This window comes from Vibrio sp. F13, assembly GCF_020806305.2.
GTDB lineage: Bacteria > Pseudomonadota > Gammaproteobacteria > Enterobacterales > Vibrionaceae > Vibrio > Vibrio crassostreae_C.
Map to the genome: position 1 here is coordinate 1,375,506 of NZ_CP170176.1, position 25,336 is coordinate 1,400,841.

General features: G+C 43.9%; 22 protein-coding genes and 9 tRNA genes. 4 read left to right on the forward strand and 27 right to left on the reverse strand.

Annotation, left to right across the window (positions count from 1 at the left end):
* Positions 1-57: 57 nt before the first annotated feature.
* The 3 genes from LMH68_RS21005 to LMH68_RS21015 form a co-directional block, all read right to left on the reverse strand.
* Positions 58-894, reverse strand: a complete 837-nt coding sequence (locus LMH68_RS21005; RefSeq protein WP_229647496.1) for a DUF4198 domain-containing protein — start codon at positions 892-894, stop codon at positions 58-60.
* A 100-nt stretch (positions 895-994) separates the two neighbouring features.
* Positions 995-1,513, reverse strand: coding sequence for a DUF2271 domain-containing protein (locus LMH68_RS21010; RefSeq protein WP_017062545.1), 519 nt, complete (start codon positions 1,511-1,513; stop codon positions 995-997).
* Between the two features lie 71 nt (positions 1,514-1,584).
* Positions 1,585-2,214 (reverse strand): PepSY-associated TM helix domain-containing protein, encoded by a 630-nt coding sequence (locus tag LMH68_RS21015; protein WP_229647495.1) that lies wholly within the window; start codon positions 2,212-2,214, stop codon positions 1,585-1,587.
* A gap of 343 nt (positions 2,215-2,557) precedes the next feature.
* Between LMH68_RS21015 and LMH68_RS21020 the strand changes: the two genes are divergently transcribed.
* Entirely contained in the window at positions 2,558-2,878 is a 321-nt protein-coding gene (locus LMH68_RS21020; RefSeq protein ID WP_229647494.1) for a hypothetical protein, read from the forward strand.
* Positions 2,879-3,007: 129 nt separating this feature from the next.
* Here LMH68_RS21020 and LMH68_RS21025 read toward each other — a convergent pair whose 3' ends face one another.
* The 7 genes from LMH68_RS21025 to LMH68_RS21055 form a co-directional block, all read right to left on the reverse strand.
* On the reverse strand, positions 3,008-4,186 hold the full coding sequence (locus tag LMH68_RS21025) for a tetratricopeptide repeat protein (RefSeq protein ID WP_229647493.1): 1,179 nt from the start codon (positions 4,184-4,186) through the stop codon (positions 3,008-3,010).
* Entirely contained in the window at positions 4,183-4,803 is a 621-nt protein-coding gene (locus LMH68_RS21030) for an energy transducer TonB (protein WP_017067523.1), read from the reverse strand. The genes LMH68_RS21025 and LMH68_RS21030 overlap by 4 nt, the downstream gene beginning before the upstream one ends.
* A 19-nt stretch (positions 4,804-4,822) precedes the next feature.
* Positions 4,823-5,227, reverse strand: coding sequence for an ExbD/TolR family protein (locus tag LMH68_RS21035; protein ID WP_004731145.1), 405 nt, complete (start codon positions 5,225-5,227; stop codon positions 4,823-4,825).
* The gene (locus tag LMH68_RS21040; RefSeq protein WP_010429842.1) at positions 5,224-5,784 is read right to left on the reverse strand and encodes a MotA/TolQ/ExbB proton channel family protein; all 561 of its coding nucleotides are present in this window, start codon (positions 5,782-5,784) and stop codon (positions 5,224-5,226) included. The genes LMH68_RS21035 and LMH68_RS21040 overlap by 4 nt, the downstream gene beginning before the upstream one ends.
* Positions 5,784-7,160 carry a MotA/TolQ/ExbB proton channel family protein gene (locus LMH68_RS21045; protein WP_229647492.1) on the reverse strand — a complete coding sequence of 459 codons (1,377 nt, stop codon included), beginning with the start codon at positions 7,158-7,160 and terminating at the stop codon, positions 5,784-5,786. The genes LMH68_RS21040 and LMH68_RS21045 overlap by 1 nt, the downstream gene beginning before the upstream one ends.
* Positions 7,160-7,927: a DUF3450 domain-containing protein gene (locus LMH68_RS21050; RefSeq protein WP_229647491.1), complete on the reverse strand. Its 768-nt coding sequence runs from the start codon at positions 7,925-7,927 to the stop codon at positions 7,160-7,162. The genes LMH68_RS21045 and LMH68_RS21050 overlap by 1 nt, the downstream gene beginning before the upstream one ends.
* 193 nt (positions 7,928-8,120) lie before the next feature.
* The gene (locus tag LMH68_RS21055) at positions 8,121-10,217 is read right to left on the reverse strand and encodes a TonB-dependent siderophore receptor (RefSeq protein ID WP_017062551.1); all 2,097 of its coding nucleotides are present in this window, start codon (positions 10,215-10,217) and stop codon (positions 8,121-8,123) included.
* Between the two features lie 559 nt (positions 10,218-10,776).
* Between LMH68_RS21055 and LMH68_RS21060 the strand changes: the two genes are divergently transcribed.
* A complete protein-coding gene (locus LMH68_RS21060; RefSeq protein WP_017062553.1) occupies positions 10,777-12,081 on the forward strand; it encodes a dicarboxylate/amino acid:cation symporter in 1,305 nt (434 codons plus the stop codon).
* Positions 12,082-12,265: 184 nt separating this feature from the next.
* Here the strand turns inward: LMH68_RS21060 and LMH68_RS21065 are convergent, their stop codons facing one another.
* The 3 genes from LMH68_RS21065 to LMH68_RS21075 form a co-directional block, all read right to left on the reverse strand.
* A complete protein-coding gene (locus LMH68_RS21065) occupies positions 12,266-13,651 on the reverse strand; it encodes a sensor histidine kinase (RefSeq protein ID WP_229647490.1) in 1,386 nt (461 codons plus the stop codon).
* Complete coding sequence (locus tag LMH68_RS21070; protein WP_017062555.1) at positions 13,648-14,313, reverse strand: response regulator transcription factor; 666 nt, start codon at positions 14,311-14,313, stop codon at positions 13,648-13,650. The genes LMH68_RS21065 and LMH68_RS21070 overlap by 4 nt, the downstream gene beginning before the upstream one ends.
* An 80-nt stretch (positions 14,314-14,393) precedes the next feature.
* Positions 14,394-14,867, reverse strand: a complete 474-nt coding sequence (locus LMH68_RS21075) for an NYN domain-containing protein (RefSeq protein ID WP_010429860.1) — start codon at positions 14,865-14,867, stop codon at positions 14,394-14,396.
* Between the two features lie 323 nt (positions 14,868-15,190).
* On the opposite strand from LMH68_RS21075, the gene LMH68_RS21080 reads away from it, so the two are divergent.
* Positions 15,191-15,688, forward strand: a complete 498-nt coding sequence (locus tag LMH68_RS21080) for a DUF4174 domain-containing protein (protein ID WP_050546503.1) — start codon at positions 15,191-15,193, stop codon at positions 15,686-15,688.
* Positions 15,689-15,739: 51 nt separating this feature from the next.
* Here the strand turns inward: LMH68_RS21080 and cobA are convergent, their stop codons facing one another.
* From cobA to LMH68_RS21125, 9 genes are all read right to left on the reverse strand, one after another.
* Positions 15,740-16,516, reverse strand: a complete 777-nt coding sequence (cobA, locus tag LMH68_RS21085) for a uroporphyrinogen-III C-methyltransferase (protein ID WP_017066845.1) — start codon at positions 16,514-16,516, stop codon at positions 15,740-15,742.
* A 328-nt stretch (positions 16,517-16,844) separates the two neighbouring features.
* Positions 16,845-17,660, reverse strand: coding sequence for a formate/nitrite transporter family protein (locus tag LMH68_RS21090; protein WP_017062558.1), 816 nt, complete (start codon positions 17,658-17,660; stop codon positions 16,845-16,847).
* 123 nt (positions 17,661-17,783) lie between these two features.
* Complete coding sequence (gene nirD / locus LMH68_RS21095; RefSeq protein WP_017062559.1) at positions 17,784-18,107, reverse strand: nitrite reductase small subunit NirD; 324 nt, start codon at positions 18,105-18,107, stop codon at positions 17,784-17,786.
* A 15-nt stretch (positions 18,108-18,122) separates the two neighbouring features.
* A complete protein-coding gene (gene nirB, locus LMH68_RS21100) occupies positions 18,123-20,696 on the reverse strand; it encodes a nitrite reductase large subunit NirB (protein WP_229647489.1) in 2,574 nt (857 codons plus the stop codon).
* A gap of 616 nt (positions 20,697-21,312) precedes the next feature.
* Positions 21,313-21,386: transfer RNA gene (locus LMH68_RS21105), tRNA-Cys, on the reverse strand.
* Positions 21,387-21,450: 64 nt separating this feature from the next.
* Positions 21,451-21,537, reverse strand: a tRNA-Leu gene (locus tag LMH68_RS21110).
* 80 nt (positions 21,538-21,617) lie between these two features.
* A tRNA-Gly gene (locus LMH68_RS21115) sits at positions 21,618-21,693 on the reverse strand.
* Positions 21,694-21,739: 46 nt separating this feature from the next.
* Positions 21,740-21,813: transfer RNA gene (locus LMH68_RS21120), tRNA-Cys, on the reverse strand.
* Between the two features lie 67 nt (positions 21,814-21,880).
* Positions 21,881-21,967: transfer RNA gene (locus LMH68_RS21125), tRNA-Leu, on the reverse strand.
* A gap of 349 nt (positions 21,968-22,316) precedes the next feature.
* On the opposite strand from LMH68_RS21125, the gene LMH68_RS21130 reads away from it, so the two are divergent.
* Positions 22,317-23,105 carry a lipase family protein gene (locus LMH68_RS21130; protein WP_229648424.1) on the forward strand — a complete coding sequence of 263 codons (789 nt, stop codon included), beginning with the start codon at positions 22,317-22,319 and terminating at the stop codon, positions 23,103-23,105.
* Between the two features lie 75 nt (positions 23,106-23,180).
* Here the strand turns inward: LMH68_RS21130 and LMH68_RS21135 are convergent.
* The 5 genes from LMH68_RS21135 to viaA all read right to left on the reverse strand — a co-directional run bounded on the left by LMH68_RS21135 (position 23,181) and on the right by viaA (position 25,326).
* A tRNA-Cys gene (locus LMH68_RS21135) sits at positions 23,181-23,254 on the reverse strand.
* Between the two features lie 64 nt (positions 23,255-23,318).
* A tRNA-Leu gene (locus tag LMH68_RS21140) sits at positions 23,319-23,405 on the reverse strand.
* An 80-nt stretch (positions 23,406-23,485) separates the two neighbouring features.
* A tRNA-Gly gene (locus tag LMH68_RS21145) sits at positions 23,486-23,561 on the reverse strand.
* 46 nt (positions 23,562-23,607) lie between these two features.
* Positions 23,608-23,681, reverse strand: a tRNA-Cys gene (locus LMH68_RS21150).
* A gap of 199 nt (positions 23,682-23,880) precedes the next feature.
* Complete coding sequence (viaA, locus tag LMH68_RS21155) at positions 23,881-25,326, reverse strand: ATPase RavA stimulator ViaA (protein WP_017064542.1); 1,446 nt, start codon at positions 25,324-25,326, stop codon at positions 23,881-23,883.
* Positions 25,327-25,336 lie beyond the last annotated feature (10 nt).

Genomic DNA, 25,336 nt, shown 5'->3' on the forward strand with positions numbered 1-25,336 from the left:
AAATGAGCCCTTAAGTTTTTGGTTGCTTAATCAGGAACCTAGCCCCGATAGCACAGATTATTGAAGCAGTGTTTCGAACGTTAGGTGAACGTTCGCGCTTGCTTTGTCTGCCAGTGGGTTGTCAATCAACTCACCTTTGTAGTTCGCTTTCATTACGTAACGACCTGCTACGTCTGGAGTAAACGTGATTTCACCGTTCTCATCACTCACCACATCAATCTGCTCTTGGTGGTTGCGGTAAAGCGTACCTTCACGAGTAATCTCCGCTTTCACGTCTTTCTGGATTTCACCGTTGTAGAAGAACTGGAATGTCACAGGTTCGCCTTCAACGATATCTGAAGGGTGTGTCACAGGCTTCATTTCTAGAAGCTTGCCTTCAATTTTGAACACTGAATCCGTTGGCTTACCTACCGTGATGTAGCTTTCTGCGCGGGTGAAGCTGATTTGTGTTACCACGTCACGTGACTTTTCAGGCAGAACTGAGTCACGCTCAGCTTTGTTTGCTTTAATCCACTTCACCGTGTCACGGCGACCCGCTTTGTATTGCGTGTAGTAAGACGGCTGGTTGTTGATCGCCACTTTGTGTGTACCTTCTTCTTCAAAATAGAAGTCGAAGATTGAACGACGCTTGCCACGAATAACGAAGTTAGGACGCTCGCTGCGGCCATCTGGCATGATGACATGAGCATTTTCGCTGCCAGCAGGCTTATCAAAAACAAACGTACCGTGAGACGCAGTAACATCGAACGTTAGCCAATCACCACCTTCTTTAGATACAGTAAAGTGAGATGGCAAAATCCAACGTGGGTGAGCTTGTGCCGTTGTCGTTGCTGCTAGGCCGAATGCCATCACACCCGCTAGAGCAAGTGCTTTGATTTTTGTCTGTTTCATCATGTTCAATTCCATTATTCATAATTGTTAGCCGTGTCGCTCTATCTGAGCCTACGATGACCACTGTCTATTCTGTTCAGCTTGGTTTTACTGTTCGCACTTACTATTTAGCGATGTAGTTCAGGGTGATTTCACCCGTCTCTTCCGTTGCTTTTAATTCGTAAGATATGTTTGAATCTGCGAGTGATACTTTTTGGCGAAGGTAATTACGGCCACCGTGTTCACGAACCACTTCGATATGAACCGTGTACTCGCCTTGTTCTAACGTTTCACCGCTGTCGCTCTTACCATCCCACACGAAACGGTACTGGCCAGCAGGACGTGTTGCAGACGTCACAGCATCAACCAGTTCACGATCGTAACGGCCAACCTTTCTCCACCAGCTGCGCAGATCCTTAAGCCATTCGTCTTTACCGACCCAAAGCTCGATGGTTTTCACTGACTTTCGTTCGCTATTCTCTACCCACACCGCCACATAAGGACGTGCATACATAGAGGTATCAATCTTTGGAAGCTCAAAGCTGACATCCAGTTTTGCCGTATCAGGAATCGCTTGTGCCATACCTAGGCTTGGCAAAAGAGATAAAGCAAGAAGCGCCTTGCTCCAGTTCATTTTTTTCATTTTTAACAACCTTTTAAATCCGTTTAACCTTAAGTTCGCTCTTCAATCCGATTCATCAATCGAATCAAGCGTTAAGGCACGGCGACAAAATAGATAACCAATGAGATTGCAGACCCAAACGCCGTCCATTTGATGGAAGTATTAAGCGTCTTTTTCTTAGGTAACAGTAAGCACACGCCAGTAAGCACAAAGAAGATCATCAATAGCGCAGTGATATCGATAAACCATTTCCATACTTCACCGCTGTTACGACCTTTATGCAGATCGTTCAACAATGCGATAACGCCGTAATTAGTGGTTTCGACTTCTACAAACTCAGACGTAACGTCAACAAAAACGGAAGCGTTGTAGCCGGGTCCTTTGAAGTCCATAGATACCTCACCGATGAGCAACTCACCATCTTCAATCTCTGCATAGATGTCCAAACCAGAAGGAACGCCGGAGAGGTTGGCTTCTTCGAACAGAAACGTTTCAAAGGCTGTCTCGTCAGCTTTTAAACGTCCGTCTTGAACCGTAAATAAACTTGTAGGAAGCGTTAGCGTAGAGCGTTGGATATTGGGTTGGCTTGATTCAAATAACTCAGGTCGGTTCAGGGTGATACCGGTTACTGAGAAAAAAAGAACCACGAACAGAAGCGCCATAGAAATATAAACATGAAGTCGACGAGCCCATGACTGAACCGCCCTACTTTTTAACGACATACAAACCAATACCTATAAATTTTATGGCGACAATTTAGTTGATAATCATTCGTATTGGCATTCAATTTACATTGTTTACGTTTGCCGAGTGGCGTAAGGAAATTTACATAACATTACATGGGAAGTAATCGAACTGTATGCATATTCTTGCTAACGTGTACTAAAGGGATTTGATTCGTTTTATTAGAGGTTATTGATAACAGGGTCAAAGCTCAAAAAAGCTCAATCTCAACATGCTTGATTGAGATGGGTTTAAGGTAACAGTCGTAGCTTTAAGGATAGAAAGTTGGGACTATTTGATCACTGGTTTGATGATAGCTAATGAAGCTTAAAAGGATTTGAAATGCGTATTTTTGTTTTGGCTTTTGCTGCGCTAGTGACGGCGTGCACCAGCCAAATAATCAGCACGGAAGAACATATTCAACAATACATCGGTTCAGACATAACCGATGTACAAGAACGTTATCTCACCGAACGCTCACGCCCTATCAGTTTTTGGGCGTCTCGAAACTATGCTTGGATTGAAACCAAGAAACCGTTAGACAATGGTTATACAGTACACGCATTCAAAAACCCTTATCGTGACTGCACCATTAATTGGGTTGCTGATACCAGCGGCGTGATTCAAAGTGCTACGTCCAGCGGCACGATGTGCGAGCCTTAACTGCCGCATTGGAACGATAAAGTTCAAAAAGCTTTAACCGCCAAAATTAAAAAGGGTGTCATTTGAACCATCAAATGACACCCTTTTCTCTATATTACTTTCTCTTGTCTTCTGTTGTGCTATTCGCAGTTAGACGTTGCCGTTATCACTCACTGTTCTTAGCTGAGTCAGATATTTAATCCAACCTTTTGCCTCAGAAGAAGGCTCAATGTTGTTCGCACGTTTCGCTTGAGCAAGAGCATTATCAAGATTCTTTAGCTTGTACCATGAACGTACTTTCGCTAAAGCAACATCAGCTTGCTTGTTCTTGTCTTTCACTTTATCCAAAACAACCAGAGCACGATCGTAGTAACCTTGCTGAACCAGTAATTGAGCCACATTCCAATGATATTGCGTGTCCTTTTTAGACGCTAACGTCCATACTTCAATAGCACTGTCCCACTCTTTCGCTAACTGCCAGTAGGTTGCTTGCTCAGCCAGAAGTTGAACATCGCTGTTCGCATCATCTAACTTACTAATTTCTTGTGCTGCGCGCTCTGGAATGCCACGTTTCGCGTAAAGCTGCGCTAACAAGCGGCGATCTGAGTTCTTCAGCTCAACACCTTGTAGATCAGCCAGTGCTAACGTGTTCAATGCATCACGATTACGATCTAACCTAAGTTGAATACCAACCAGTTGACGCCACCAGTTGTCTTTTTCTGGCTGAAGTTCAATCAGGCTTTCCAGTGTTGGAATAGATTGCTTCCATTGCTTTAACTGTAGTTGTGCACCCAATTTTAGCGAAAGAGGCGACAGTTCTGATTTCGCATTGAACTTGTCGCGATTACCAATAGCAACCAGTACTTTTGACCAGTTTTCGATTTGGTATTCCGCTTGTGCAATTCGCATCCAAAGCACGTCTTTCTTTTCTGCCTCTGGCGCTGTTTTTACTAACTCGTAGTAATGTGGAAGCGCGTTTTTGAACTGTTGATCGTTTAATAACAGATCCGCAAGCATACGCTTCGTTATCCAAGCTTGTTCATCCACCAGCAAATTGGTATCGACGGCGTATGTAAGCTGCTTAATCGCCTTATCGGTTTTGCCATCTTGCCAGTAAAAAACACCTAGCATACGAGCTACGTATGCTTTGTCGTAACCTTTAGAAAGCTCCAAGCCTGCGAGTACATCAATCGCCTGTTTAACCTGTTCATCTTGAGCAAGCTTATGCGCCTTTTGAACACGAATGGCAGTATATTGAGATAGCTCTTGCGCTTGTGTTGTAAGGGGCATTAACAACAAGCCCACTAATATCCATATCTGTTTCATCATTTTGCCAACTTAAACTCTAGTTTCACGGTTTGACCAACCTGAGCTATCGCTTTTCCATCGACGACTTTTGGTTGATATTTCCATTTTTTAAGTGCTCTCATCGCTTCACGTTCAAACATACGACGTGGGTTTGCGTCAGTGACTTGAATGTCAATTGGGCGTCCCGTTTCGTCGATGGTAAAAGACATTATCACATGGCCTTCAGCGCCACGCTTCAGCGCTTTAGGTGGGTAACGAGGTTCTACTCGATACAGAGGCATTGCTTGTTGGTTTGACCCAAAATCAGAAAATGTCGGCGCGTTAATCGCTAGGCCGTCAATGGATGTATTCAAATCCAAAGAAGGTAATGAAGACATCGAATTCAGAGGCGTAACTTCAGCTTGTGACTGAGACGTTTGCGCTTCCGGTGGCGGCTCTGGCATTTCTGGTTTTTCAGGGACTGCACGTTGTCTTCTTTGAACTTCTTGTTCTTGTTCCACCATTACCATGTTGAAACTTAACGTCTCGCTATCGTCTGGTGAACGTTGGTGGCCATTATCGACCATCCAAGCCATGAAAGAAAACAGTGCTAAGCCCAATGCACCCGCTAGCGGTAAAGCAAGAAATAGGCGAATCATTTATGAAGATCCTCCAAGATCATCGCTTTTCAGCAGCAAGCGCAATGTTTTTAACACCCGCACCTTTAGCGGCGTCCATCACTTTAACAACGGTTCCGTTGTAAGCGTGTTCATCCGCTTGAATGACCAAAGAAGCATCAGGTTGTTCTAGCAATAAATGCTCTAACGTCGCTTGAACACGTTCAACATCAACAACACGTTTATCGATGAAGATGTCATTCGCAGACGTAATCGCTACAAAGATACCCGCATCCTTTTGGCTTACTACGTTAGACGCTTGTGGGCGATTGACTTCCACCCCTGATTCACGAACAAATGAACTGGTCACAATAAAGAAAATAAGCATGATAAAGACAATATCAAGCATCGAAGTAAGGTCTATTTGAGCCTCTTCGTTTTTAGAATGACGTCGACCGAGTCTCATCGTTGACTCCTTAAAGATTTTTCTAATTTCAATTCTAAGCGGTTACATACTTTCGCTAAGCGAGCGTGAACGAACATGCCCGCTAACGCTGCAACCATGCCTGCCATGGTTGGCAGTGTTGCTAACGAGATACCTGAAGCCATCAATTTAGGGTCACTGCTGCCTTGTGTCGCCATAACATCAAAAACAGAGATCATACCGGTTACAGTGCCTAGCAAGCCCAACATCGGGCAAATAGCGACTAACAGCTTAATAAAATTCAAGTTTTGGTTAAGCAAGATACTCGCTTGCCCTAACCAACCTTCACGAATGGCTTTGGCATGCCAAGAAGAGTGATCTTCTCTTTCATGCCATTTCGCTATCCAAGCTTGGCGTTGCTTAGGAAAGTAGAACGCAAGATAAAGCACACGTTCTACCACAAGCACCCAATACACTAGGACGACAGCCGCTAGCCACCACAGGACGAAACCGCCCTGCTCCATAAAGCTTGATAAAGACAGCAGCCAGTCACTCGTTAACCAACTCGCTGGTAATAGAGAACCCGACAAAATATCCATTACGCAGCAGTCCCAACTGGTGAAACAACAGCGTTTGATTCAACGGTCTTTTCAGCCTGCTCAGCAACAAGACCAATACCTTGCTTCTCAAGAATATTGCGAATGTTTTCTGCTTGAGTGCTAAGAATGTTGTGTGCCAGTAGAAGAGGCATTGCCGCAACCAGACCAAGTACCGTAGTTACAAGCGCCATCGAGATACCACCCGCCATAACTTTAGGGTCGCCATTACCAAACTGAGTGATCACTTGGAATGTTTCGATCATGCCGGTTACTGTACCTAAAAGGCCCAACATTGGTGCTAGTGCCGCCAATAGCTTAAGCATCGATAGACCTTTCTCTAGGTGAGTCTGCTCATCAACTACCGCTTCTAAAAGTCGCAACTCTAACGCTTCAACCGTTTGGTTTTGTTCCTTGTTGTACATCGCAAGAACACGACCTAGTGGGTTATCACCCGCTTGCTCAGGGTTCTTAAGTTGCGCGCGAATTTTTTGACGAGCGATAGCGAGAGAAATACCGCGAACCAATGCGATGATTAGACCAATCGCTAGTAGGCCAAGAATCACTTTACCAACCACACCACCCGCTTGAAGGCGATCAGTTAGACTTGGTTCCAAAGCCAATTGTTCTAGCATGAATCCGCGTGAGGGATCGACGACTACATTAGATACTTCACCATCCACAAGTGAAGAAAGCGATGCCAACGTTGGGCCATTTGATGGTTGCTTAAGGTAAGCGATCGCATCTTCACGCTGAGTGTTCCAGCTAACATAGCCTTGCTCTGTCACAAGACCAATCGAACCTAGTCGGTAAGCGTCAACCTTGTTTGTATTGCCTTCACCATTAATGAATGCAATTTGAGATTTGCTAAGCTCAGAACTCGCTTGGATCTGTTCAACCATGCTCATCCACAAACCGGTCAGCTGTGGCATTGAAGGCAGTGATTTAGCATCAATGATTTGATCAACAGTTGCAGTGTGTTCAGCACGATCAACACTATTCACGGTTGAGCTAAGCTCTGCGCCGAGTTCTTTTGCGTTTTGACGAACGACACCGAACAGCTCGCCTAAGCTACCGGTTTCTAAACGCAGCTTCTCTTCTAAGCGAGCAAGCTTGTTTTCGTTATCACTGAACGTTTGAGTCAGAACATCTGTCGCACCTTGGATAGACGTACGCTTCGCTTCAAGCTGAGCTTTGATCGCTTTCAGTTCTTGTTCTGTCTTTTTGAAATCAGCTTCACGCACTACGTTGTGAGAAGCTTGAGTTCGACTCTCTGATTTTGCTTTATTAACTAGCTGAGCCGTCGTATCTGATGCAGAGAAAGCTGAAAATGAAAGTGATGTAATGCAAAGCAATGCTGCTAATGGCTTTAAGTTCATTACTTAACCTCCGCAACAGTTAAAGAAACAGGTAAAGTAATTAGGCTTGGCGCCGCTTGTTGGCTTGCAATGTCGTAAGCTTTATCTAGCTCAGATTTCATTGAAGAATCTAGCTCTTGCCACTGATTTTGTGTTTGATTCCAAGACCAATATTGGCTGCCATTTAGGTTACGAGCCACCAAAGAGATACGACCTAGGTGCAGAACATCTGCCTCGATTGTTTTATCACTCGCCAATGCGACACGGCCTTGGTAAGCACCGAGCTTGATGCCGTAGTCCATCTCGATTTGGTAAGCTTCCAGGATACGACGATACTTCTCAGCATCACTCACATCAGCACGAGTCATCATTGCTTGTAGCTTTTCTACTCTTTCTAGACGCTGTTCTTTCTTAATCGGCACGTCTTTCTCTACCAACTGTTCAAGACCATCGATCATTTGATACATCAATGGCACAACACCTTGGCGTGTGTATTTGATTTCTTCGATCTGCTCTTCAATGCTTTGAGCTTCTTGGTTTTGGCTCTCAACTAATGCAGCAAGGTGATCGTGATAGATTTCTAGGTTTTTAACTTCTTCTTGCAGACGCTCAATCTCAGCTTGCAGCATTAAAGTCGCTTGTGAGCTTTTATCAATAACCTTTTGGCTCGAAGCCGACGCGTTATTGGTCTTGTTTTGAATTGATTGAGCTTGATCCAAGCTGTTTGCCATAGAAGACGTTGCAACCAAACTGATGGCAAGCGCTAGGCTAGTTTTTAAAAGATTCATAATTGTAGTCATTTACTATAGAAGAAGGTCAAATACATTTTATTGATAAATACCATTATTGATAAGCACTCTCATTATCATTAAAAGTCACTCGCATTACTAGGGATATTTTACTGAATAGCAGAATCACGAAAGGAGAAAGCCGAAACTTTCCCCTTAGTATTTAGGCTAACAATAGTACCCTACTAACAAATTAGTATTTTACCTGTAAAGTCGCCATGTAGTTACGGCCTTCGCCGATTACTACGTCTTCAGCAAATTGGTGGTTTGAAGATGTTGAACCGCCACCCGCTAGGTATTCTTTATCAAATACGTTCTCGACTGTTAGACGCGCTACGAAATCAAGAGAATCGTCGTACTTAAGCGTGTATGCAGCACCCATATCTACACGTGCGTAGCCGTCTTTCTTGAATGTGTTCGCGCTATCGCCGTAACGAGAACCTTCGTAGATAAGACCCAGGTTCACATCAACTTCGTTTGTTGCTGCATAGGTAGACCAAACGCTTGCTGCAAACTCAGGTACGTCTACTGGACGGTTACCTTCATATGTTTCATGGTTCGTGATTTCAGCATCTAAGTACATTGCAGAACCAGACATTGAGAAGCGCTCTGAAATAAAGCCTTGTGCGGCTAGCTCAGCACCACGGTGAACTTGTTCGCCACCTTGTGTCTTCGTCCAATCGCCTGATGAAGTGTCTTCTACATCCATTGAAATGTTTTCTTGGGTAATATCGAATACCGCACCAGAAACGAATAGACGTTCGTCCATCAGTTCCCACTTAGTACCGACTTCGTAAGACACGCCCGTTGCTGCGTCAAGAAGTTCGCCATCGTTGGTGTAGTTGCGGCTTCCGCTAGACACAACACCTTGTGGTTCGAAACTTTCAGAGTAAGAAGCGTAGATACTACCGTTTGATGCTGGGTGGTAAATCACGCCAAGCTTAGGTGCTACGTTTTCTTCTGCAACGCCATCACTTACTTTACGGTCGAAACGAGCGCCCGCAAGAACTTGCCATTCGTCATTGATAGTAATCAGATCTTGAATGTAGAAACCCCAAGTATCGTAAGTGCTCATCTTGCCTAGCGATGTTGGACCCACTGACGGTGCTGGTACCGTTGCATCTGGCGCGTATTCGCCGCTGCTGAAACGATCCATACCACGGTAATAGCTGTAACCTAACCAGTTAGCGCCGAATAATAGTTGGTGCTCTGTGCCCGCAAGATCAGCGGTTGTTGTTAGATCAACGTAAGCCGTTCTGAAACGCCATTTATCATGACGGTAGTTACCGCCTTGAGTCACGGTGCCCGTACCATCAGGATTCATATTTGAAAAGCTTGGGTAGCTTTCCATATCAATACGTTCGAAATCTTGGTAGTTGAAACCTGTTTTTAATGACCATGTATCAGTCAGGTTAGCAGCAATATCAAAACCAACGTTCTCAACATCATTCTCGATCTGTGACCACTGTGCATCCCAGATGTGCTTGTCGCTACCTACTCGGTTGCCGTCTAGCGTGTATAAAGCGCCAGAATCTACGCTACCTTCGTCGTTAGTTTTGTCGTAATGAACAGAAACTGTCACGTCTTCAGTTACATCGTAATCAACGAATACACCACCAACAAAACGTTCTGTTTGTGGTTCAGTTCCGTCACCATAAGTTCTCCAAGAGCCGTAGCTTTCTTTAGATAGAATCGCGCGACCACGTAGAGTTTCAGCGTCGTTCAAAGCGCCACTTACGTCTACCGTTGTACGAGAATGGTCATTAGAACCAATATCTTGGCTAACACTTACTTGCGTATCGTAAGTTGGCTTTTTGCTTACCATGTTGATCAAACCACCTGGTGCAGAAATACCGTAAAGAAGACCAGAAGGTCCTTTTAGTACTTCAACACGCTCTAGCAGTTCGATTGGTTGACGGTAGTGAGACCAATGTTGCTGGCCATTTTTAAGGAAGCCCGAAGAGCTTTCTACCGAGAAACCACGTAGAGAGAAACGTTCACGGTTACGGCTTGTACCGCCAGCACTTACACTCGCGTCATTCTTAAGCACGTCACCAAGCGTTGTTGCACGCTGTTCATCGATGATTTGCTCATCGATTACTAAAACTTGTCCCGGAGTCTCTAATTGAGTCGCCTCCATGCGCATTGCTGTTGTGTTCGTGTCGGCTTTATAACCGTAGTCACGACCTTCAACAACCATATGCTCGTCTGTTTTTACTGTTTCTGCCAATACTGCTGGTGAAGCTAATACTGCGCCGATCACTAAAGCCAATGGGCTCTTTGAAAACATGTCCTTTACTCCGCTTTTATTCTTTTAGACGAACACTTTGTTATTTATTCGATGTGTTCGCTGAACCGTTGCCGGTACCACTGAATTATTTCGGGAGTGAATATAAGTGATAACTATTACCATTTGCATTAAATTTACATTCTTTGCATTCGTAAAGTTTTGTAAAGGCCTGTCGGTGAGTCATATTTGAGGAGTTCAACAAAACCATTCAATACAAATAGTTAAGGCTCATGGACGTAAATCGACTGGTTATCTTCACCGAATTTTTTGAAACAACGGTATTTGTTCAGTCAATTGAAGACGTGAAGATTGATAAGAAAATCATCTCTTCTTATTTACTACCTTTGAAACGACAAATTTATGTATAAAACCCTCGATAGATGTAAATTAATAGTGAATTATTTTGTTTTTATTTGTTTAATTTACACAATTATCAGTGATTTTGATCACATCTATAATTCCAAACTCATTTTTTGTTTTTCGAATTGATTATCCGACTGCTAATCTCCTGCTCACTTTGAAAAGGTATCAAAGTTATAAATAATAAGGAGTGTTCTAAATGAATACCAAGAAACCTATGTCTCTGACTGGTCGAGTAATCCTCGGTATGGTCGTAGGTATATTAACGGGATTCGCCATTCAATCCCTTTTTGCAGACAACGGATTTGTTAACAACTACATCGTTAACGGACTCTTTGAAGTGGGCGGACAAATCTTTGTCGCCAGTTTAAAAATGCTTGTTGTGCCTCTAGTCTTCGTTTCACTAGTGTGCGGTACAAGTTCTCTTAAAGACTTATCAACTCTTGGCCGTATGGGTGGCAAAACGCTTGCACTTTATATCGGTACTACTGCCGTTGCCATCACTCTAGCATTAACTATCGGTAACCTGTTCCAACCTGGAGCTGGTGCGGATCTTACTGCTGCAAGCTCTTTCAAATCAGCGGATGCCCCTTCTCTGGGCCAAGTAATCATCGACATGTTCCCAACCAACCCTATTCAGGCGATGGCTGAGGGCAAAACGTTACAAGTTATCGTATTTGCAGTGTTGTTTGGTATCGCAATCAGTGCAGCGGGCAAACCCGGTGAACGTATCGCTGCAGTTTTCTCTGATCTAAACGAAGTGATCATGAAGCTAGTTGCGCTACTAATGAACCTTGCTCCTTACGGCGTATTCTTCTTGATGGCGAAACTGTTCTCTGGCCTTGGCTTAGGTGCAATTTGGAACCTAGCAGAATACTTCTTAGTGCTTGCTGGTACCCTGCTGTTGCATGGCTTGGTGACTTACAGTGCGATGCTTAAAGGATTCACAGGGCTTAGTCCGATTACGTTCCTACGTAAGATGGAAGATGCAATCATGTTTGCATTCTCAACAGCATCTTCGAACGCAACAATTCCAGTAACTATGGAAACGGCTAAGAACCGTATGGGCGTAGACAACAAAGTCGCTTCTTTCACAGTACCACTAGGTGCAACTGTGAACATGGACGGCACTGCAATCATGCAAGGTGTTGCGACGGCGTTTATCGCGCAAGCGTACAACATCGACCTTTCAATGGGTGATTACCTAATGGTTATCCTAACGGCGACACTGGCGTCTGTTGGTACTGCAGGTGTCCCTGGTGTTGGTCTTGTTATGCTAGCGATGGTATTGAACCAAGTTGGCCTGCCGCTTGAAGGTATTGCTCTAATCATGGGTGTTGACCGCCTTCTTGATATGATTCGTACCGCTGTAAACATCACAGGTGATAGTGCCGTATCTATCATCGTTGCTAAGTCTGAAGGCGCTCTAGACGAGTCTCGCTTCAACGACCCAGCAGCAGGTGAGAAAGAAGAAGAAGTTAAGCTAGCTCGCCAACAGGCATAGTCTCGCTTATCTTATGCTCTTGTCTTCAAGCTCAGGCGTAATTAATGGCTACGCCTAGCCCATACCAAAGCGCATAAAGAAAAACGCCACTGCAGATGCAGTGGCGTTTTTATTGGGTATCGCTTAAGTCAGTACTACTGAGTTGGGACAGTTATCAATTTAAGGTAATTATCAATAGGGAAAGCTAATCACCGATTGGGAACATCAAGTTCACTCTCAGCCCCCCACCTTCTCTATTCTCAGCAGTTACATGTCCATTCATCACACCCATCGCTTCTTTAACAATCGCAAGGCCCAGACCGTAGCCACCAGACCGTTTGTCTCTTGCTGATTCAATACGAGTAAACGGGTCGAATATACCTGCAATCTTGTTATCAGGAATACCGTCACCGTCATCTTCTACAGATATTACACTGTAACGTCTATCCATTACCTGTTCGTATGTCGTCACGACCACATGAGCGTTCTCACCCGCGTATTTAATGGCATTCCCGACCAAGTTACCAATGACTCGAAGCAGTAGCCTCTCATCAACGTTCACCATTGATATCGGCGTCTCTAGGGAACCAATCAAAGTTTGATTCGGTTTTAAATCGTTTTGCATCTGCGCGATCAACATTGAACAATAGTGCTCAAGGTGCATTAAACTTAACTTGGAGTCATAGCGAGAGGTTTCTAAGCGGCTAAATTCAAGTATCTCACCCACCAGCTTATTCATCTCTTCTGTTTCATTTTCCATTCGTTCTAGCAAACCAATGCTTTTATCATCAACCTTGCTGCGCAGCAGGTGTAGTGCGAGGTTTTGCCTTGCTAATGGTGTTCTTAACTCGTGTGAGACATCACGAATCAAACAACGTTGCTTTTCAGCCAGAGATTTAATCTCAAAGGTCATATAATCAAAATCGTGTGCAAGCTCGTTGAATTCACGCGTGGTGGAGTTCAACTCCGACACCACACTGACCGTGAAGTCACCTTGAGCCAGTCTGCGGCTCGCTTCTCTCAATCTATCCAACGGTTGCTGAAGGCTTTTGGCCATGATAATCGAGAACAGAGACAATACGACCAATGCAATCAATGCTTTAAGCATATAGGAATATGGCGCAAAAGATTTTGCGGGATGAAACTGGTGCGGTAGTTGGATAACCAGTGTTTTACCGTTATCCAGTGGTAGGCCGAAGATCGGCTTACTCACACGATCACTAAGTTGGTGATCTAACGTTCTTAAGTATTTGAGCTTAAATTCAAAATGTGGGTGCATGTGACGATGTGTGATCGGACGATTGTCTTTATCAATGACGAACAGATAATACTGCTGAGCATTACCCCAGTCCGCGAGTTCATCCATGTCCCCTTCTTCGATCAACACATTCGCTTGGTAAGCAAGGTCGAGCATTTCCGCTTTTACCGATTCTGGGACTTTAAGCAGCGCTTTCATCAAGGCTCTTTCAGCGACACCTTGCAGGATCAAAATACTCACCAAAATGACGGTCAGGTAACTGAACAGTTGGAAAGTGAGTCCGTCTTTACGCTTAGCAATAAAATCAGGGTAACGCAGCAGTTTTTTACTCATGCTCCGACCGACTCTAGGTAACTGTAACCTTTACCACGAACGGTTTTTATATGTTGTTTAGACAAACCTGCCTGAACGAGCTTTCTACGTATATTGCTGATATGCATATCTAAATTACGATCGAAGGGACACAATTCTTTCTTGAGTACATGGATTTGCAGATCAGACTTTGAGACGACAATACCGTCATTTTTGACCAAATAATCAAGCAAGTCTTTTTCAGTGCCAGTTAATGGCAAACGAGAGAGTTGTTCACACAAGCCGTGATTAGAGGAAGCTAAAGATTGTCTTTGGCGTTCAAAACCCACTCGGCGCAAGATCACCTTAATACGGGTTAAGAGTTCAGGAACATTGAAAGGTTTAGCGATGTACTGGTCGGCGCCTGCTTGGTAGCCATCGAGCATTGAGGCATCGTCGTTAAGCGCGGTTAGCATAAGAATGGGAGTAGCAAAACGCTGACAAATACGTCTTGCTACTTGAATGCCGCTTAGGTTCGGAAGCATTACATCGAGTAGAACCAAATCGACAGGGTGAGATTGAATAAACTCAAGCGCGGATTCACCGCAATGAACAGTATCAACGTGATACCCCTCATTTTCTAACACTTCACCCAGTAATTCACACAATTGAATATCATCATCAACAACTAAAACGCGAGACATTACACATACCGATAAATAAGAACTGTTTGCATTCTAATTATCGTTATTATTGATTTCAATTATAAAGTGCCCGATTTCCTCTATAGAAGAAAATCTTTTTCAATCGGTACAAATTTTGATGCAGAATCGATAAGATTTTGAGCAGTTAACCCCGGAACACCATACACTTCAACAGGCTTGCCAAAGCGCTCTTTGATTCGCTCTACAAGGATTTCGAAATCACCGTCTCCTGATACCAAAACAATCGTATCAACCGTCTCAGCAAGTTCTATCGCGTCTAACGCAATACCCACATCCCAATCGCCTTTTGCACTGCCATCTCGACGCTGAATAAACGGCTTTAACTTCACATTAAAGCCCACACCACGAAGGATATGATGAAATTGACGCTGCTTTGGATCTTGGCTTGAGATTGCGTAAGCATTAGCTGCAATAACGTTACGCCCTTCCGTGGCAACATACCAAAACTGGTTATAGTCGAAGTTAGAACGGTATTTGTCGCGCGTCGTGTAGTAAACGTTCTGAACGTCGACCAAAATTGCTATGTTTTCCATAAATTCATACCTTTAGATTTTCCGTATACCCTATTCTATTCAATTATAAAATGCGAGTCGCTTTACTCAATAAAAATGAACCTGCCAGCTATCGTTAACGTAAATCTAATATCTTTAGCGTAAAGCTAAGTGTCTTTACGTAATCCTAACTATGCTTATTGTAAATGGATTTGTTTTGAGCGTTTCTTAGGTGGTTCTGATCTTCACCTTCTTCTTTACGTAGCGTTCAAATCGTACTCAGGCTTAGAGTTTTTAAAGGGAGGTTGGCAATGCTGCACCGACAAACACACAATTCGATCGTAAGCATCGACACAACCAAAGCGATGCAAACTTTAAATCAACCATCAAACTCTGGTAGCTGGTTTAGTTTGCTTAAACTACTGACCATCAGCACGGTAATAATCATGAGCTTAACCATCAATTCAGTACTCGCCTACCCCGCTTATTCTCACTCAAAGCCTTTGCCACACCGCAGTGTGATTTATTTCGCTCCAAAGGAAGATTCAATCGTTAAAGAGTTTCTGAATGAAGTGTTGCTCAATAACTGTCAATTGGACGAACGAGATGTCGTCATTATGGTTATTGCTGAGAGTGGTTACACAGTCCCAACTTGGTTAGAAGAAGAGTTTAACTTAGAAGCAGTCACCAGTATTTACGAGATCCCGAAAGGATCACATACCGCTGTTTTGATTGGTAAAGACGGGAAAGAGAAGCACCGATGGAGTGGCAAAACAGATTGGAAACAGATCACCAATATCATTGACGAAATGCCGATGCGCCAACAAGAAATGCAGCGACAAGGCAGCCGCTGCAGTATTTGATTCTTGATGGACTCAGTAGTGGCTTAGAGATCCAATTAGAAGGTCAAACGATCAAGCTTGTTTGTTAAACCAAGCAAGTTTTTCATGGAGCTGAGCCACGCTGCCTACAACAATCAGCGCTGGGCTCTTTGCGACGCTCGCAAGGTCAGCTAAATCACGTAACCCACCTCTAAACACCTTTTGTTCTTGGCGTGTACCGTTTTCGATGATCGCAACTGGCATGTCAGCTCGCATACCATTATCGAGTAGATTCTTCTGAATGTTCGGACTCTCTTTCAAGCCCATGTAAAACACGATGGTATGGTTGTGCTGAGCAAGAGATTGCCAGTCAATATCTTCGCCATCTTTCTTCAAGTGACCTGTAATAAACTGCACGCTTTGTGCATGATCACGGTGCGTCAACGGAATGCCCGCATAAGCCGTTGCTCCGGCAGCAGCTGTGATGCCCGGAATCACTTCAAATCTCACGTCATTCTCAGCTAACGTTTCACACTCTTCACCACCACGACCAAAGATAAACGAGTCACCACCTTTTAGACGCACTACGTGTTTGTTCTCTTGAGCTTTGGTCACTAATAGTTGGTTGATCTGATCTTGCGGTACGCAGTGATGATCGAGCTTTTTGCCCACATACAACATTTCCGCTTCTGGATTAGCCATCGCCAAAATATCTTTTGATACCAAACGGTCATAAACCAACACGTCTGCTTGTTGAATCACTCGTGCCGCTTTTAACGTAAGTAAGTCTGGGTCGCCCGGACCTGCACCTACTAATGAAACAAATCCTGTGTTTCCTGTTTTAACATTCGATGGCGATACTTCTGACATGCTTTGCTCCGAAAGTTAGCTTGTTATATTTCAAGCTTAATTCTGTATGACGATTCATCGTTGTATGAATCACCAATATCCCTACTTCTTAGACTATCAGTTGTTGCCATAAAACTTTACGATTAATTCTAATCAAGATAGAAGTTTATATAACAAAACAATCTATTACGTTGGAAAACCCTGACATTTGCACCATCATCAAGCACACATTGCTCGCCTTAGGTGCACGGTTATCAAAGTAGAGAGTGTTAAGATCAAAAAAGCCCCAAATCAACAGCTTGGGGCTTAACACACATTATTAGTTGCTCATTAACCTAGAACTATCTAATTACTTAGCGCCTAGAGAAGGAGCTGTTTTAGCATGAGTTAAGTATAGAGGAACACACGTCATTAATAGACCACCAACGATGTTACCTAGGATTGTTGGGATAAGGTTGAAGTTCAACCATGTCGCGATACCAAAATCAGCGCCAAGAATCATACCTAGTGGGAATAGGAACATGTTTACCACTGTGTGCTCAAATACGAGTGCGAAGAAGATGAAGATTGGGAACCACATCATTGCTACACGGCCAGATACTGTGCGTGCAGTCATGTTGCCAATCACACCTAGACATACCATAAGGTTACAGAAGATACCGCGTACGAAACACGTGATCCATCCGTCCATACCCATGTTTTCAAAACCTAGGCTACGACCTGTAGAAACAGCAATGAACTTTTGAGCAACAGCGTTTGGTTCTAAAGAGAAGTTACCCGTTAGTGATACTGCAACAAGGAAAGCAACAATCAAAGAACCGATAAGGTTACCAAGACCAACAATACCCCAACAACGTAGGATACGACCCCAAGTAATACCTGGGCGGTTGTCGAATTTCGCTAAAGGTGCAAGGCCGAATACGCCAGTTACTAGGTCATAACCCATTACACTTAGAATGACGAAGCCAACTGGGAACACAAGTGCGCCAACAAGGCCAATACCGGTTTGAACCATTGCTGTAATAGCAACAACAACCGCTAGAGAAAGGATGATACCAGCCATAGTGCTTCGAATCAGAAGATCGCGAGTACTTGTTTTCGTTTTCGCTTCACCCACATCAATCATCGTTTGAACGAATTCAGCTGGTTTGTAATCAGGAGACATAAGGTTGTCCTTAAAAAGTTTAAATTAAAAGTTAAAATTGGATAGGAAAAGGCTCTAGTTGCCGAGTTAAGGCAATATCGAGAACTAGAACCCTTGAACTATCAAATCTTACTCATCCGAAGATTAAGCAGAGATTTCTACAGCGCCTTTGGCAACACGAGCTTTGTACGCTTTCACGTTGAAGTTCTCGTCTTCCATGCACACACCTGTTGCTAGGTTAAAGCGTTGCTTCTTAAGTGGGCTTGCTACCCAAAGCTCTTCTTTGTGCTCAACAATCAAACCACGTGATAGCACGTTAGATTGGAAGTATGGGTCTGTGTTGCTAATCGCGAATACTTCTTCAGCCTCAGTTGGGCGGAAGATAGCCACTTGCTCACCACTAACCAACGCACAAACACCTGTACCTGGGATAATGTCTTCGATCTTACAAACTTTGGTAAATGCCATGGTGTCGTCTCCCAATTAAACAGATTCTACGTGAATGATGTCGCCCTGATGCTTTGAAGTAATGGCTTCAGGGTGTTTCTCAGTGAATGTCGCAGGACGGTGTTGTTCACGACCATCTTCAACAAACACAACGTTTTCATCACGGTCATCAGCATTGATGAAGTGTGCAAAGCGTTTAAGTTGAGCTTCATCGTTGATAGTGTCTGTCCACTCACAAGCAAAGTTATCTACTAGGCCAGCAATGTCAGTTTCAAGTTGGTCATTGATACCAAGCTTGTTGTCTACAATCACTTCACGTAGGTAATCAACACCACCTTCTAGGTTGTCCATCCATACCGAAGTACGTTGTAGTGGCGCAGCCGTGCGGATGTAGAACATCATGAAACGGTCGATGTACTTGATTAGCGTTTCTTGGTCTAGGTCGCTTGCCAGTAAGTCTGCGTGACGAGGTTTCATACCACCGTTACCACATACATACATGTTCCAACCTGCGTCAGTCGCAATAATACCTAAATCTTTACCTTGAGCTTCAGCACACTCACGAGTACAGCCAGACACACCAAACTTCATCTTATGAGGAGTACGGATGCCTTTGTAACGGTTCTCGATCATCACGCCTAGGCCAACTGAATCTTGAACGCCGTAACGACACCAAGTAGAACCTACACATGTTTTCGCCATACGAAGTGCTTTTGCGTAAGCTTGACCCGTTTCGTAACCTGCAGCGATTAACTTCTTCCAGATTGCTGGTAAGTCATCTTTCTGAGCACCAAATAGGCCGATACGTTGTGCACCTGTGATCTTGGTGTACAAGTTGTATTCAGCAGCAACATCAGCAAGAACGCTTAGTGCTTGAGGTGTTACTTCACCACCCGCCATACGAGGGATTACAGAGTAAGTACCGTCTTTTTGCATGTTACCTAGGAAGTTGTCGTTGGTATCGTGCAGCTTCACTAATTCAGGCTTAAGGATGTGTTCACCCCAGCAAGAAGCAAGGATAGAACCTGCTAGAGGCTTACATACTTCACAGCCGTAGCCTTTACCGTATTTCTCTAATAGCTCATCGAACGTTTTGATTTCTTCGATGCGAATTAGGTGGAAAAGCTCTTGGCGAGAGTATGCAAAGTGCTCACACACGTCGTTCTTCACTTCAACACCAGCTTTAGCAAGTTCAGCGTTTAGTACTGAAGTCACTAGTGGAATACAACCACCACAACCAGTACCTGCGCCTGTTACTGCTTTGATATCACCGATTGTGTGGTGACCTTCAGCAACCGCTTGAGCGATCTTGCCTTTAGTCACATCGAAACAAGAACAGATAACAGCAGACTCAGGAAGAGAATCCGCGCCAAGTGTTGGCTTTTCAGCACCAGCATGAGCAGGAAGAATCAATGCATCTGGGTGTTCTGGTAGGTCGATTTCGTTCAGCATAAGCTGTAGAAGATCACCGTAGTCAGACGTGTCACCAACCATTACTGCACCAAGCAGCTTCTTGTTGTCTTCAGAAACGATTAGACGCTTGTAAACTTCTTGTTCTTCGTTTTGGTAAACGTAGCTCTTACAGCCAGGAGTACGACCGTTCGCATCGCCGATAGAGCCTACTTTCACGCCCAAAAGCTTAAGCTTCGCAGACATGTCAGCACCTTCAAATGTGCTTTCGTTACCAACAACGTGGTCAACCGCTACCGTTGCCATTTTGTAACCAGGAGCCACTAGGCCGTAGAACGTTTGGTTCCAAGACGCACACTCACCGATTGCGTAGATGTCTTTGTCTGTCGTTTGACAGTGATCATTAATCTCGATACCGCCACGTGGTGCAATACCCAGCCCCATTTGACGAGCAAGTTTGTCTTGTGGGCGAATACCAGCAGAGAATACGATGAAATCAGTTTCTAGCTCTGTACCGTCTGCAAAGCGCATTACGTTACGAGCTTCAGTGCCTTCAGGAGCAATCTCAAGCGTGTTCTTACTTGTATGTACGTTAACGCCCATACGTTCGATTTTTTGACGAAGTTGGTTACCACCCGCTTGGTCAAGCTGCTCAGCCATTAGCTTTGGAGCAAACTCAACAACGTGCGTGGTTACACCCAGAGCTTTTAGTGCGCCTGCAGCTTCAAGACCAAGCAAACCACCACCAACAACCACACCAGATTTAGAATTCTTAGCGGTTGCTTCGATAGCTTTCAAGTCTTCGATTGTGCGGTAAACGAAACAGTCTTTACCTTCGTTACCTTTGATTGGCGGAACGAATGGGTATGAACCTGTAGCAAGGATTAGCTTGTCGTATTGAATTTCACGACCAGTACTTGAGTAAACTGTTTTCTTTTCACGGTTAACGTTAATAGCACGCTCACCGATCAGCATGTTGATGCCGTGTTTCTCGTAGAAGCCTTCTTTAACTAAAGAAAGTTCGTCCGCAGTATGGTGTGAAAAGTAAGAAGAAAGGTGTACACGATCATAGGCTACGCGAGGCTCTTCACAGAAGACTGTGATGTCCATGTTAGCAACGTCTGTCTTCTCGACTAAATCTTCGATATAGCGATGGCCGACCATCCCGTTACCGATTACGACTAGCTTCATCTTGCTCATAAGAATTCCTGAAGGTTATATATTTCTTAACTGAGCGAATAATGAATTATGAAAGAAAATGAAAATATGATGTAAATCAATTACGAAATCGAACTACCCTAAAGGGGTAGGACAAAAGAGGTAGATCTGCTGATTTATCATACGAAGCAAACGAATAACCGTAGGTTTAATAAGGTTTAGCGGGGTTTTATATACACTTTCGTGCAGTAGATAAGATGTTGTAAAGTTTCACAATAGGTTAGCAGCAACACAAGTAAATGACAATCATTTTCATTTGTGGTCATAATAAGTGTAATAACTCATGAAAGCGTTACAGGATCATGAGCAACTATGTATAAATATGAAGAATTTAATGACGCAAAAGACAGTCGCCCTTTTCCATTCCCCACTCATTCCACTCACAAACGGCGCAATTGGTTAACAGATGCTGTTGGTTGTTTAGCAAATGATAGGTTTACATAAGGAAAAGACCGGCACAAAAGTGATCTGATATAGCTTGTTCCTAGTGGTGCTACTGATTAGAGAGCATACGTGGAAGTTTGAACATAGCATGAGAGTTTAGAATTTCAGATAGCAAAAAGGCCAGCATTTCTGCTGGCCTTTCAACTTTGAATAGTGGAGGCGCCTCCCGGAGTCGAACCGAGGTCCACGGATTTGCAATCCGCTGCATAGCCACTCTGCCAAGGCGCCTTCAATAGTGTTTTAAGAGAACAACTCTTTTGATTAATACCAAGCGAGGTAATAATCGAATAGATGGTGCCCCGGGCCGGACTTGAACCGGCACAACGCGAACGTCGAGGGATTTTAAATCCCTTGTGTCTACCAATTCCACCACCAGGGCACGCAATTCTTTATTGCGATGCCGATTACTGAAAAGTAAAACACCATCTTAATGTCGAAATGAATCAACACTACAAAATTTGGAGCGATACATCGGGTTCGAACCGATGACCTCAACCTTGGCAAGGTTGCGCTCTACCAACTGAGCTAGTATCGCATTTTCATTCTTATTATCTCTTAACTTATCAAACTAAGAGAAAGAATGGAGGCGCCTCCCGGAGTCGAACCGAGGTCCACGGATTTGCAATCCGCTGCATAGCCACTCTGCCAAGGCGCCTTTAATAGTGATTTAAGAGAACAACTCTTTGTTCATCACTCTACTCAAAATGTAGAAGCTAGATAGATGGTGCCCCGGGCCGGACTTGAACCGGCACAGCGCGAACGCCGAGGGATTTTAAATCCCTTGTGTCTACCAATTCCACCACCAGGGCAACGCAATCTTGCGAGGCCGATTACTGAAAAGTAAAAACACCATCTCTCAGCGACCTAAGCCGTGAGAACGAGGTGTACTTTAACGGAAGGAAAAAATTCGTCAACAATAAATTTTATCTTTTAATTCAAGTGATTAATTATCGAACTCAAAAGAATAAATTTAGTGCAGCTTGTACGGTTCTTATACTTGGATTTCTAATTTAAACGGACAAATCACTGACAACCATTGATTCAAATACCAATTGAATGCGGTGATTTTATTGTTTTAAACCAAGCAAATGGCGTTTTCATGTGCTTTTCACATTCAACGATTAGAGTTTGAAGTAACTCTTATTAAGAAGTAAACATGTGAAACCACTAAAACGATATCAATATGAGCGCTATGCCGTTCTTTGTAACCTCGCCTACCCTAGAGTTTTTAAGCAGACTCGCTATGGTTTTGACCCTAATGGACAACGCATCATCAAGAACCAATTTGGTAATACCATGATTAGAGTGTTGTGGAGTAGCGACAAAGATGAAGTGGTTGTGGTAATCAAAGGATCGCACAGTATCTCAGATTGGCTACTAACCTTTGCTCTATGGACAAGAAGCTGTAAGAGAATTGGGCTCAATTATCGTGTGCATGCGGGTTTCTACCATCTAATGTTTCAAGAGAGCCAGCCAAGTCGTAATGAAGATAAGCTTGGCTTAACCGTTATTGAGCGCTTGGAAGCCACGCTCACACCTCTCATCGAACAAGGAAAAAGAGTGTCTATTACTGGCCACTCTTCCGGAGGCGCTATCGGTTGTGTCTTCGCTGATTACTTTGATCAAAAGTACCCAGGCTGTATTAAACGAATAGTGACTTTTGGCCAACCCGCCATTGGTGATTGGAGCTTTCGAAAGCACTATCGCATGAGTAAGAAGACCTACCGAATTTGCTGTGACATCGACATCGTGACCTTCATGCCACCGGTTCCTTTGCTCTATTGGCATGTAGGTAAAGTGCTTTGGCTTTATAACGGACGAATCTATGAGAACACTCCTACATTAATCCGCCTTGGTCGCTCTATCTTTAGTTGGCTGATAAGACCTTTCTCTTACCACTTGATGAGCAAGTATATCCGTAACAAAGATTTCTTTGATAAGCATTGAAATGGGTACGTAGGAAGCTTTTAGCGGGGCCAGAAACGAAAAAACCAGTCACTAGGACTGGTTTTTTCTGAATTATGGAGGCGCCTCCCGGAGTCGAACCGAGGTCCACGGATTTGCAATCCGCTGCATAGCCACTCTGCCAAGGCGCCTTCAATAGTGTTTTAAGAGAACAACTCTTTTGATCAATACCAAGCGAGGTAATAATCAAATAGATGGTGCCCCGGGCCGGACTTGAACCGGCACAACGCGAACGTCGAGGGATTTTAAATCCCTTGTGTCTACCAATTCCACCACCAGGGCACGCAATTCTTTATTGCGATGCCGATTACTGAAAAGTAAAACACCATCTTAATGTCAAAATGAATCAACACTACAAAATTTGGAGCGATACATCGGGTTCGAACCGATGACCTCAACCTTGGCAAGGTTGCGCTCTACCAACTGAGCTAGTATCGCATTTTCATTCTTAATATCTCTTAACTTATCAAGCTAAGAAAAAGAATGGAGGCGCCTCCCGGAGTCGAACCGAGGTCCACGGATTTGCAATCCGCTGCATAGCCACTCTGCCAAGGCGCCTTTTTAATTCAACACTTTAGGGACTTAAGTAAGCCGCACCGCTGTGTTCGGGTGCCTACTTTACGGATTGAGGGGAGATAGTCAAACAAAAAAGTGAATTTAAATTCCGTTTGCTGACATTTAAATCAAATTGCTGCATGTTCAATCTCTTTAATCAAAAAACACACAGTAAAATCGAGTTAAACAAGATGTTCTAGCGCTACCACTTCTTCATAAAACGACCGACAAGACTCGGATGATACGCCCAGCAGTGGTCAAACATAGTCATAAGTTGAGGGTTGCCATACTTAGAAAGACTAACCGCATGGAAACGGTTTTTGTGTTCTTTCAACTTTTCAACCTGAGCAATCATTTCGTCTGATTGTTTCGGCGCAATAAAGTCAGAAAGTACGATTAAATCGGCATTCTTGTATTTATCACCAGTCATTAGGTCAATCGACTTCATGAGAACAGGTTCCAAATCCGTACCGCCGTGGAATGAGTAACTTAAGAAGTCGCTCGCTTCACGTAGGCCATCTTGCCTTGTTAACTCATAGGTAATCTGCTCAGAAGAAAAAAGAATCACATAACAGTCTCTCTCTTCTGCAAGAGCAATTTGCATTAAGGCATAAGCCATTGCTTTAGCAGACTGCTCAGGGAAACCACTCATAGAACCCGAAGCGTCCACACAGACGATAAACGGGCCCTTTTCAATATCGATGTTCTTGCTATCTGGTTTTTGCGCCTTCACTTTGCGTAACGTGCGTGATTTACCTTGCGAGCGATAGCTCAGTAAACGCTTGTCGGCCAAGTGCTTGTAAAAGATAACCTCAAGTTCAGGATAAGCTAAGAACATGGTTTCGTTTGGCAGCATCTTGTTAAGGTCATCACTTTCATGAATCCCGACAATATCATCGACCGCTTCATCGCTTTTCTCTTCAACCACCTGCAATTCTTCTACAGGGGCTTTGTGTAGCGAAGGATCATCTTCCTCACCAGCCATACGGCCTAGCTTTTCAGCGATCTCTTGCAAGCCCTTGTGCTTATTCAAGAACTCAGCATGACGTTTCATGATGGTAAGGTCTGTTTTGCTTAATTTGGCAGAAGCCATGTCCCACAAGCGCCCTACACTGCCTTCATCACCCGACTCAGTCACTTTATCCATGTTTTTCATGGTTTCCATGCGCTGATAAAGATCGGCTAAGACTTTTTCTTTGCTTGTTTCAAGTTCAGTTACTTGAGCTTGTTTAATCGCATCAGAAAGTGATTGGTACCATTGGTCGCAAAAGTAGTGTGGAAACATCGCGTTATAAACACCCTTGTTGTTCTCCATAAGGCGTCGAGCTTGTAGATAAAACGCTGAGTGCCACTCGAGCTTTTTGATAACACTGTCTATCTCATCAAAGAACTGAGGTTCATCCCAGTAAATCACTTCTTGATAAAGGGCGATTTCCTCTTGGAATCGATCAGTTTCACACACCTTGGTGACGCGTTTTTTTACTTTACCGCGCCATTTGACTAAGTGGTTTTTCACTGATGTTTTCACACCTTTGTTCTCTGCAGCCATCATGACTTGAGAACGAGCGATGAGATCATTCATCGCTGTATCAATGATTCCTGAATCAGCCACCATCAAAGCGAGGTTTAAGCCGTCTGCTCCTAACATATGCTCTCCC

Coding starts and splice junctions, on each gene's coding strand:
- LMH68_RS21030 (WP_017067523.1), bottom strand. CDS start 4,803: ATGATTCGCCTATTTCTTGCTTTACCGCTAGCGGGTGCATTGGGCTTA.
- LMH68_RS21065 (WP_229647490.1), bottom strand. CDS start 13,651: ATGAGTAAAAAACTGCTGCGTTACCCTGATTTTATTGCTAAGCGTAAA.
- LMH68_RS21040 (WP_010429842.1), bottom strand. CDS start 5,784: ATGGATATTTTGTCGGGTTCTCTATTACCAGCGAGTTGGTTAACGAGT.
- LMH68_RS21055 (WP_017062551.1), bottom strand. CDS start 10,217: ATGTTTTCAAAGAGCCCATTGGCTTTAGTGATCGGCGCAGTATTAGCT.
- LMH68_RS21080 (WP_050546503.1), top strand. CDS start 15,191: ATGCAAACTTTAAATCAACCATCAAACTCTGGTAGCTGGTTTAGTTTG.
- LMH68_RS21005 (WP_229647496.1), bottom strand. CDS start 894: ATGATGAAACAGACAAAAATCAAAGCACTTGCTCTAGCGGGTGTGATG.
- LMH68_RS21070 (WP_017062555.1), bottom strand. CDS start 14,313: ATGTCTCGCGTTTTAGTTGTTGATGATGATATTCAATTGTGTGAATTA.
- LMH68_RS21025 (WP_229647493.1), bottom strand. CDS start 4,186: ATGATGAAACAGATATGGATATTAGTGGGCTTGTTGTTAATGCCCCTT.
- LMH68_RS21075 (WP_010429860.1), bottom strand. CDS start 14,867: ATGGAAAACATAGCAATTTTGGTCGACGTTCAGAACGTTTACTACACG.
- LMH68_RS21050 (WP_229647491.1), bottom strand. CDS start 7,927: ATGAATCTTTTAAAAACTAGCCTAGCGCTTGCCATCAGTTTGGTTGCA.
- LMH68_RS21015 (WP_229647495.1), bottom strand. CDS start 2,214: ATGTCGTTAAAAAGTAGGGCGGTTCAGTCATGGGCTCGTCGACTTCAT.
- cobA (WP_017066845.1), bottom strand. CDS start 16,516: ATGTCAGAAGTATCGCCATCGAATGTTAAAACAGGAAACACAGGATTT.
- LMH68_RS21010 (WP_017062545.1), bottom strand. CDS start 1,513: ATGAAAAAAATGAACTGGAGCAAGGCGCTTCTTGCTTTATCTCTTTTG.
- LMH68_RS21035 (WP_004731145.1), bottom strand. CDS start 5,227: ATGAGACTCGGTCGACGTCATTCTAAAAACGAAGAGGCTCAAATAGAC.
- LMH68_RS21090 (WP_017062558.1), bottom strand. CDS start 17,660: ATGTCTCCTGATTACAAACCAGCTGAATTCGTTCAAACGATGATTGAT.
- LMH68_RS21020 (WP_229647494.1), top strand. CDS start 2,558: ATGCGTATTTTTGTTTTGGCTTTTGCTGCGCTAGTGACGGCGTGCACC.
- nirD (WP_017062559.1), bottom strand. CDS start 18,107: ATGGCATTTACCAAAGTTTGTAAGATCGAAGACATTATCCCAGGTACA.
- nirB (WP_229647489.1), bottom strand. CDS start 20,696: ATGAGCAAGATGAAGCTAGTCGTAATCGGTAACGGGATGGTCGGCCAT.
- LMH68_RS21060 (WP_017062553.1), top strand. CDS start 10,777: ATGAATACCAAGAAACCTATGTCTCTGACTGGTCGAGTAATCCTCGGT.
- viaA (WP_017064542.1), bottom strand. CDS start 25,326: ATGTTAGGAGCAGACGGCTTAAACCTCGCTTTGATGGTGGCTGATTCA.
- LMH68_RS21045 (WP_229647492.1), bottom strand. CDS start 7,160: ATGAACTTAAAGCCATTAGCAGCATTGCTTTGCATTACATCACTTTCA.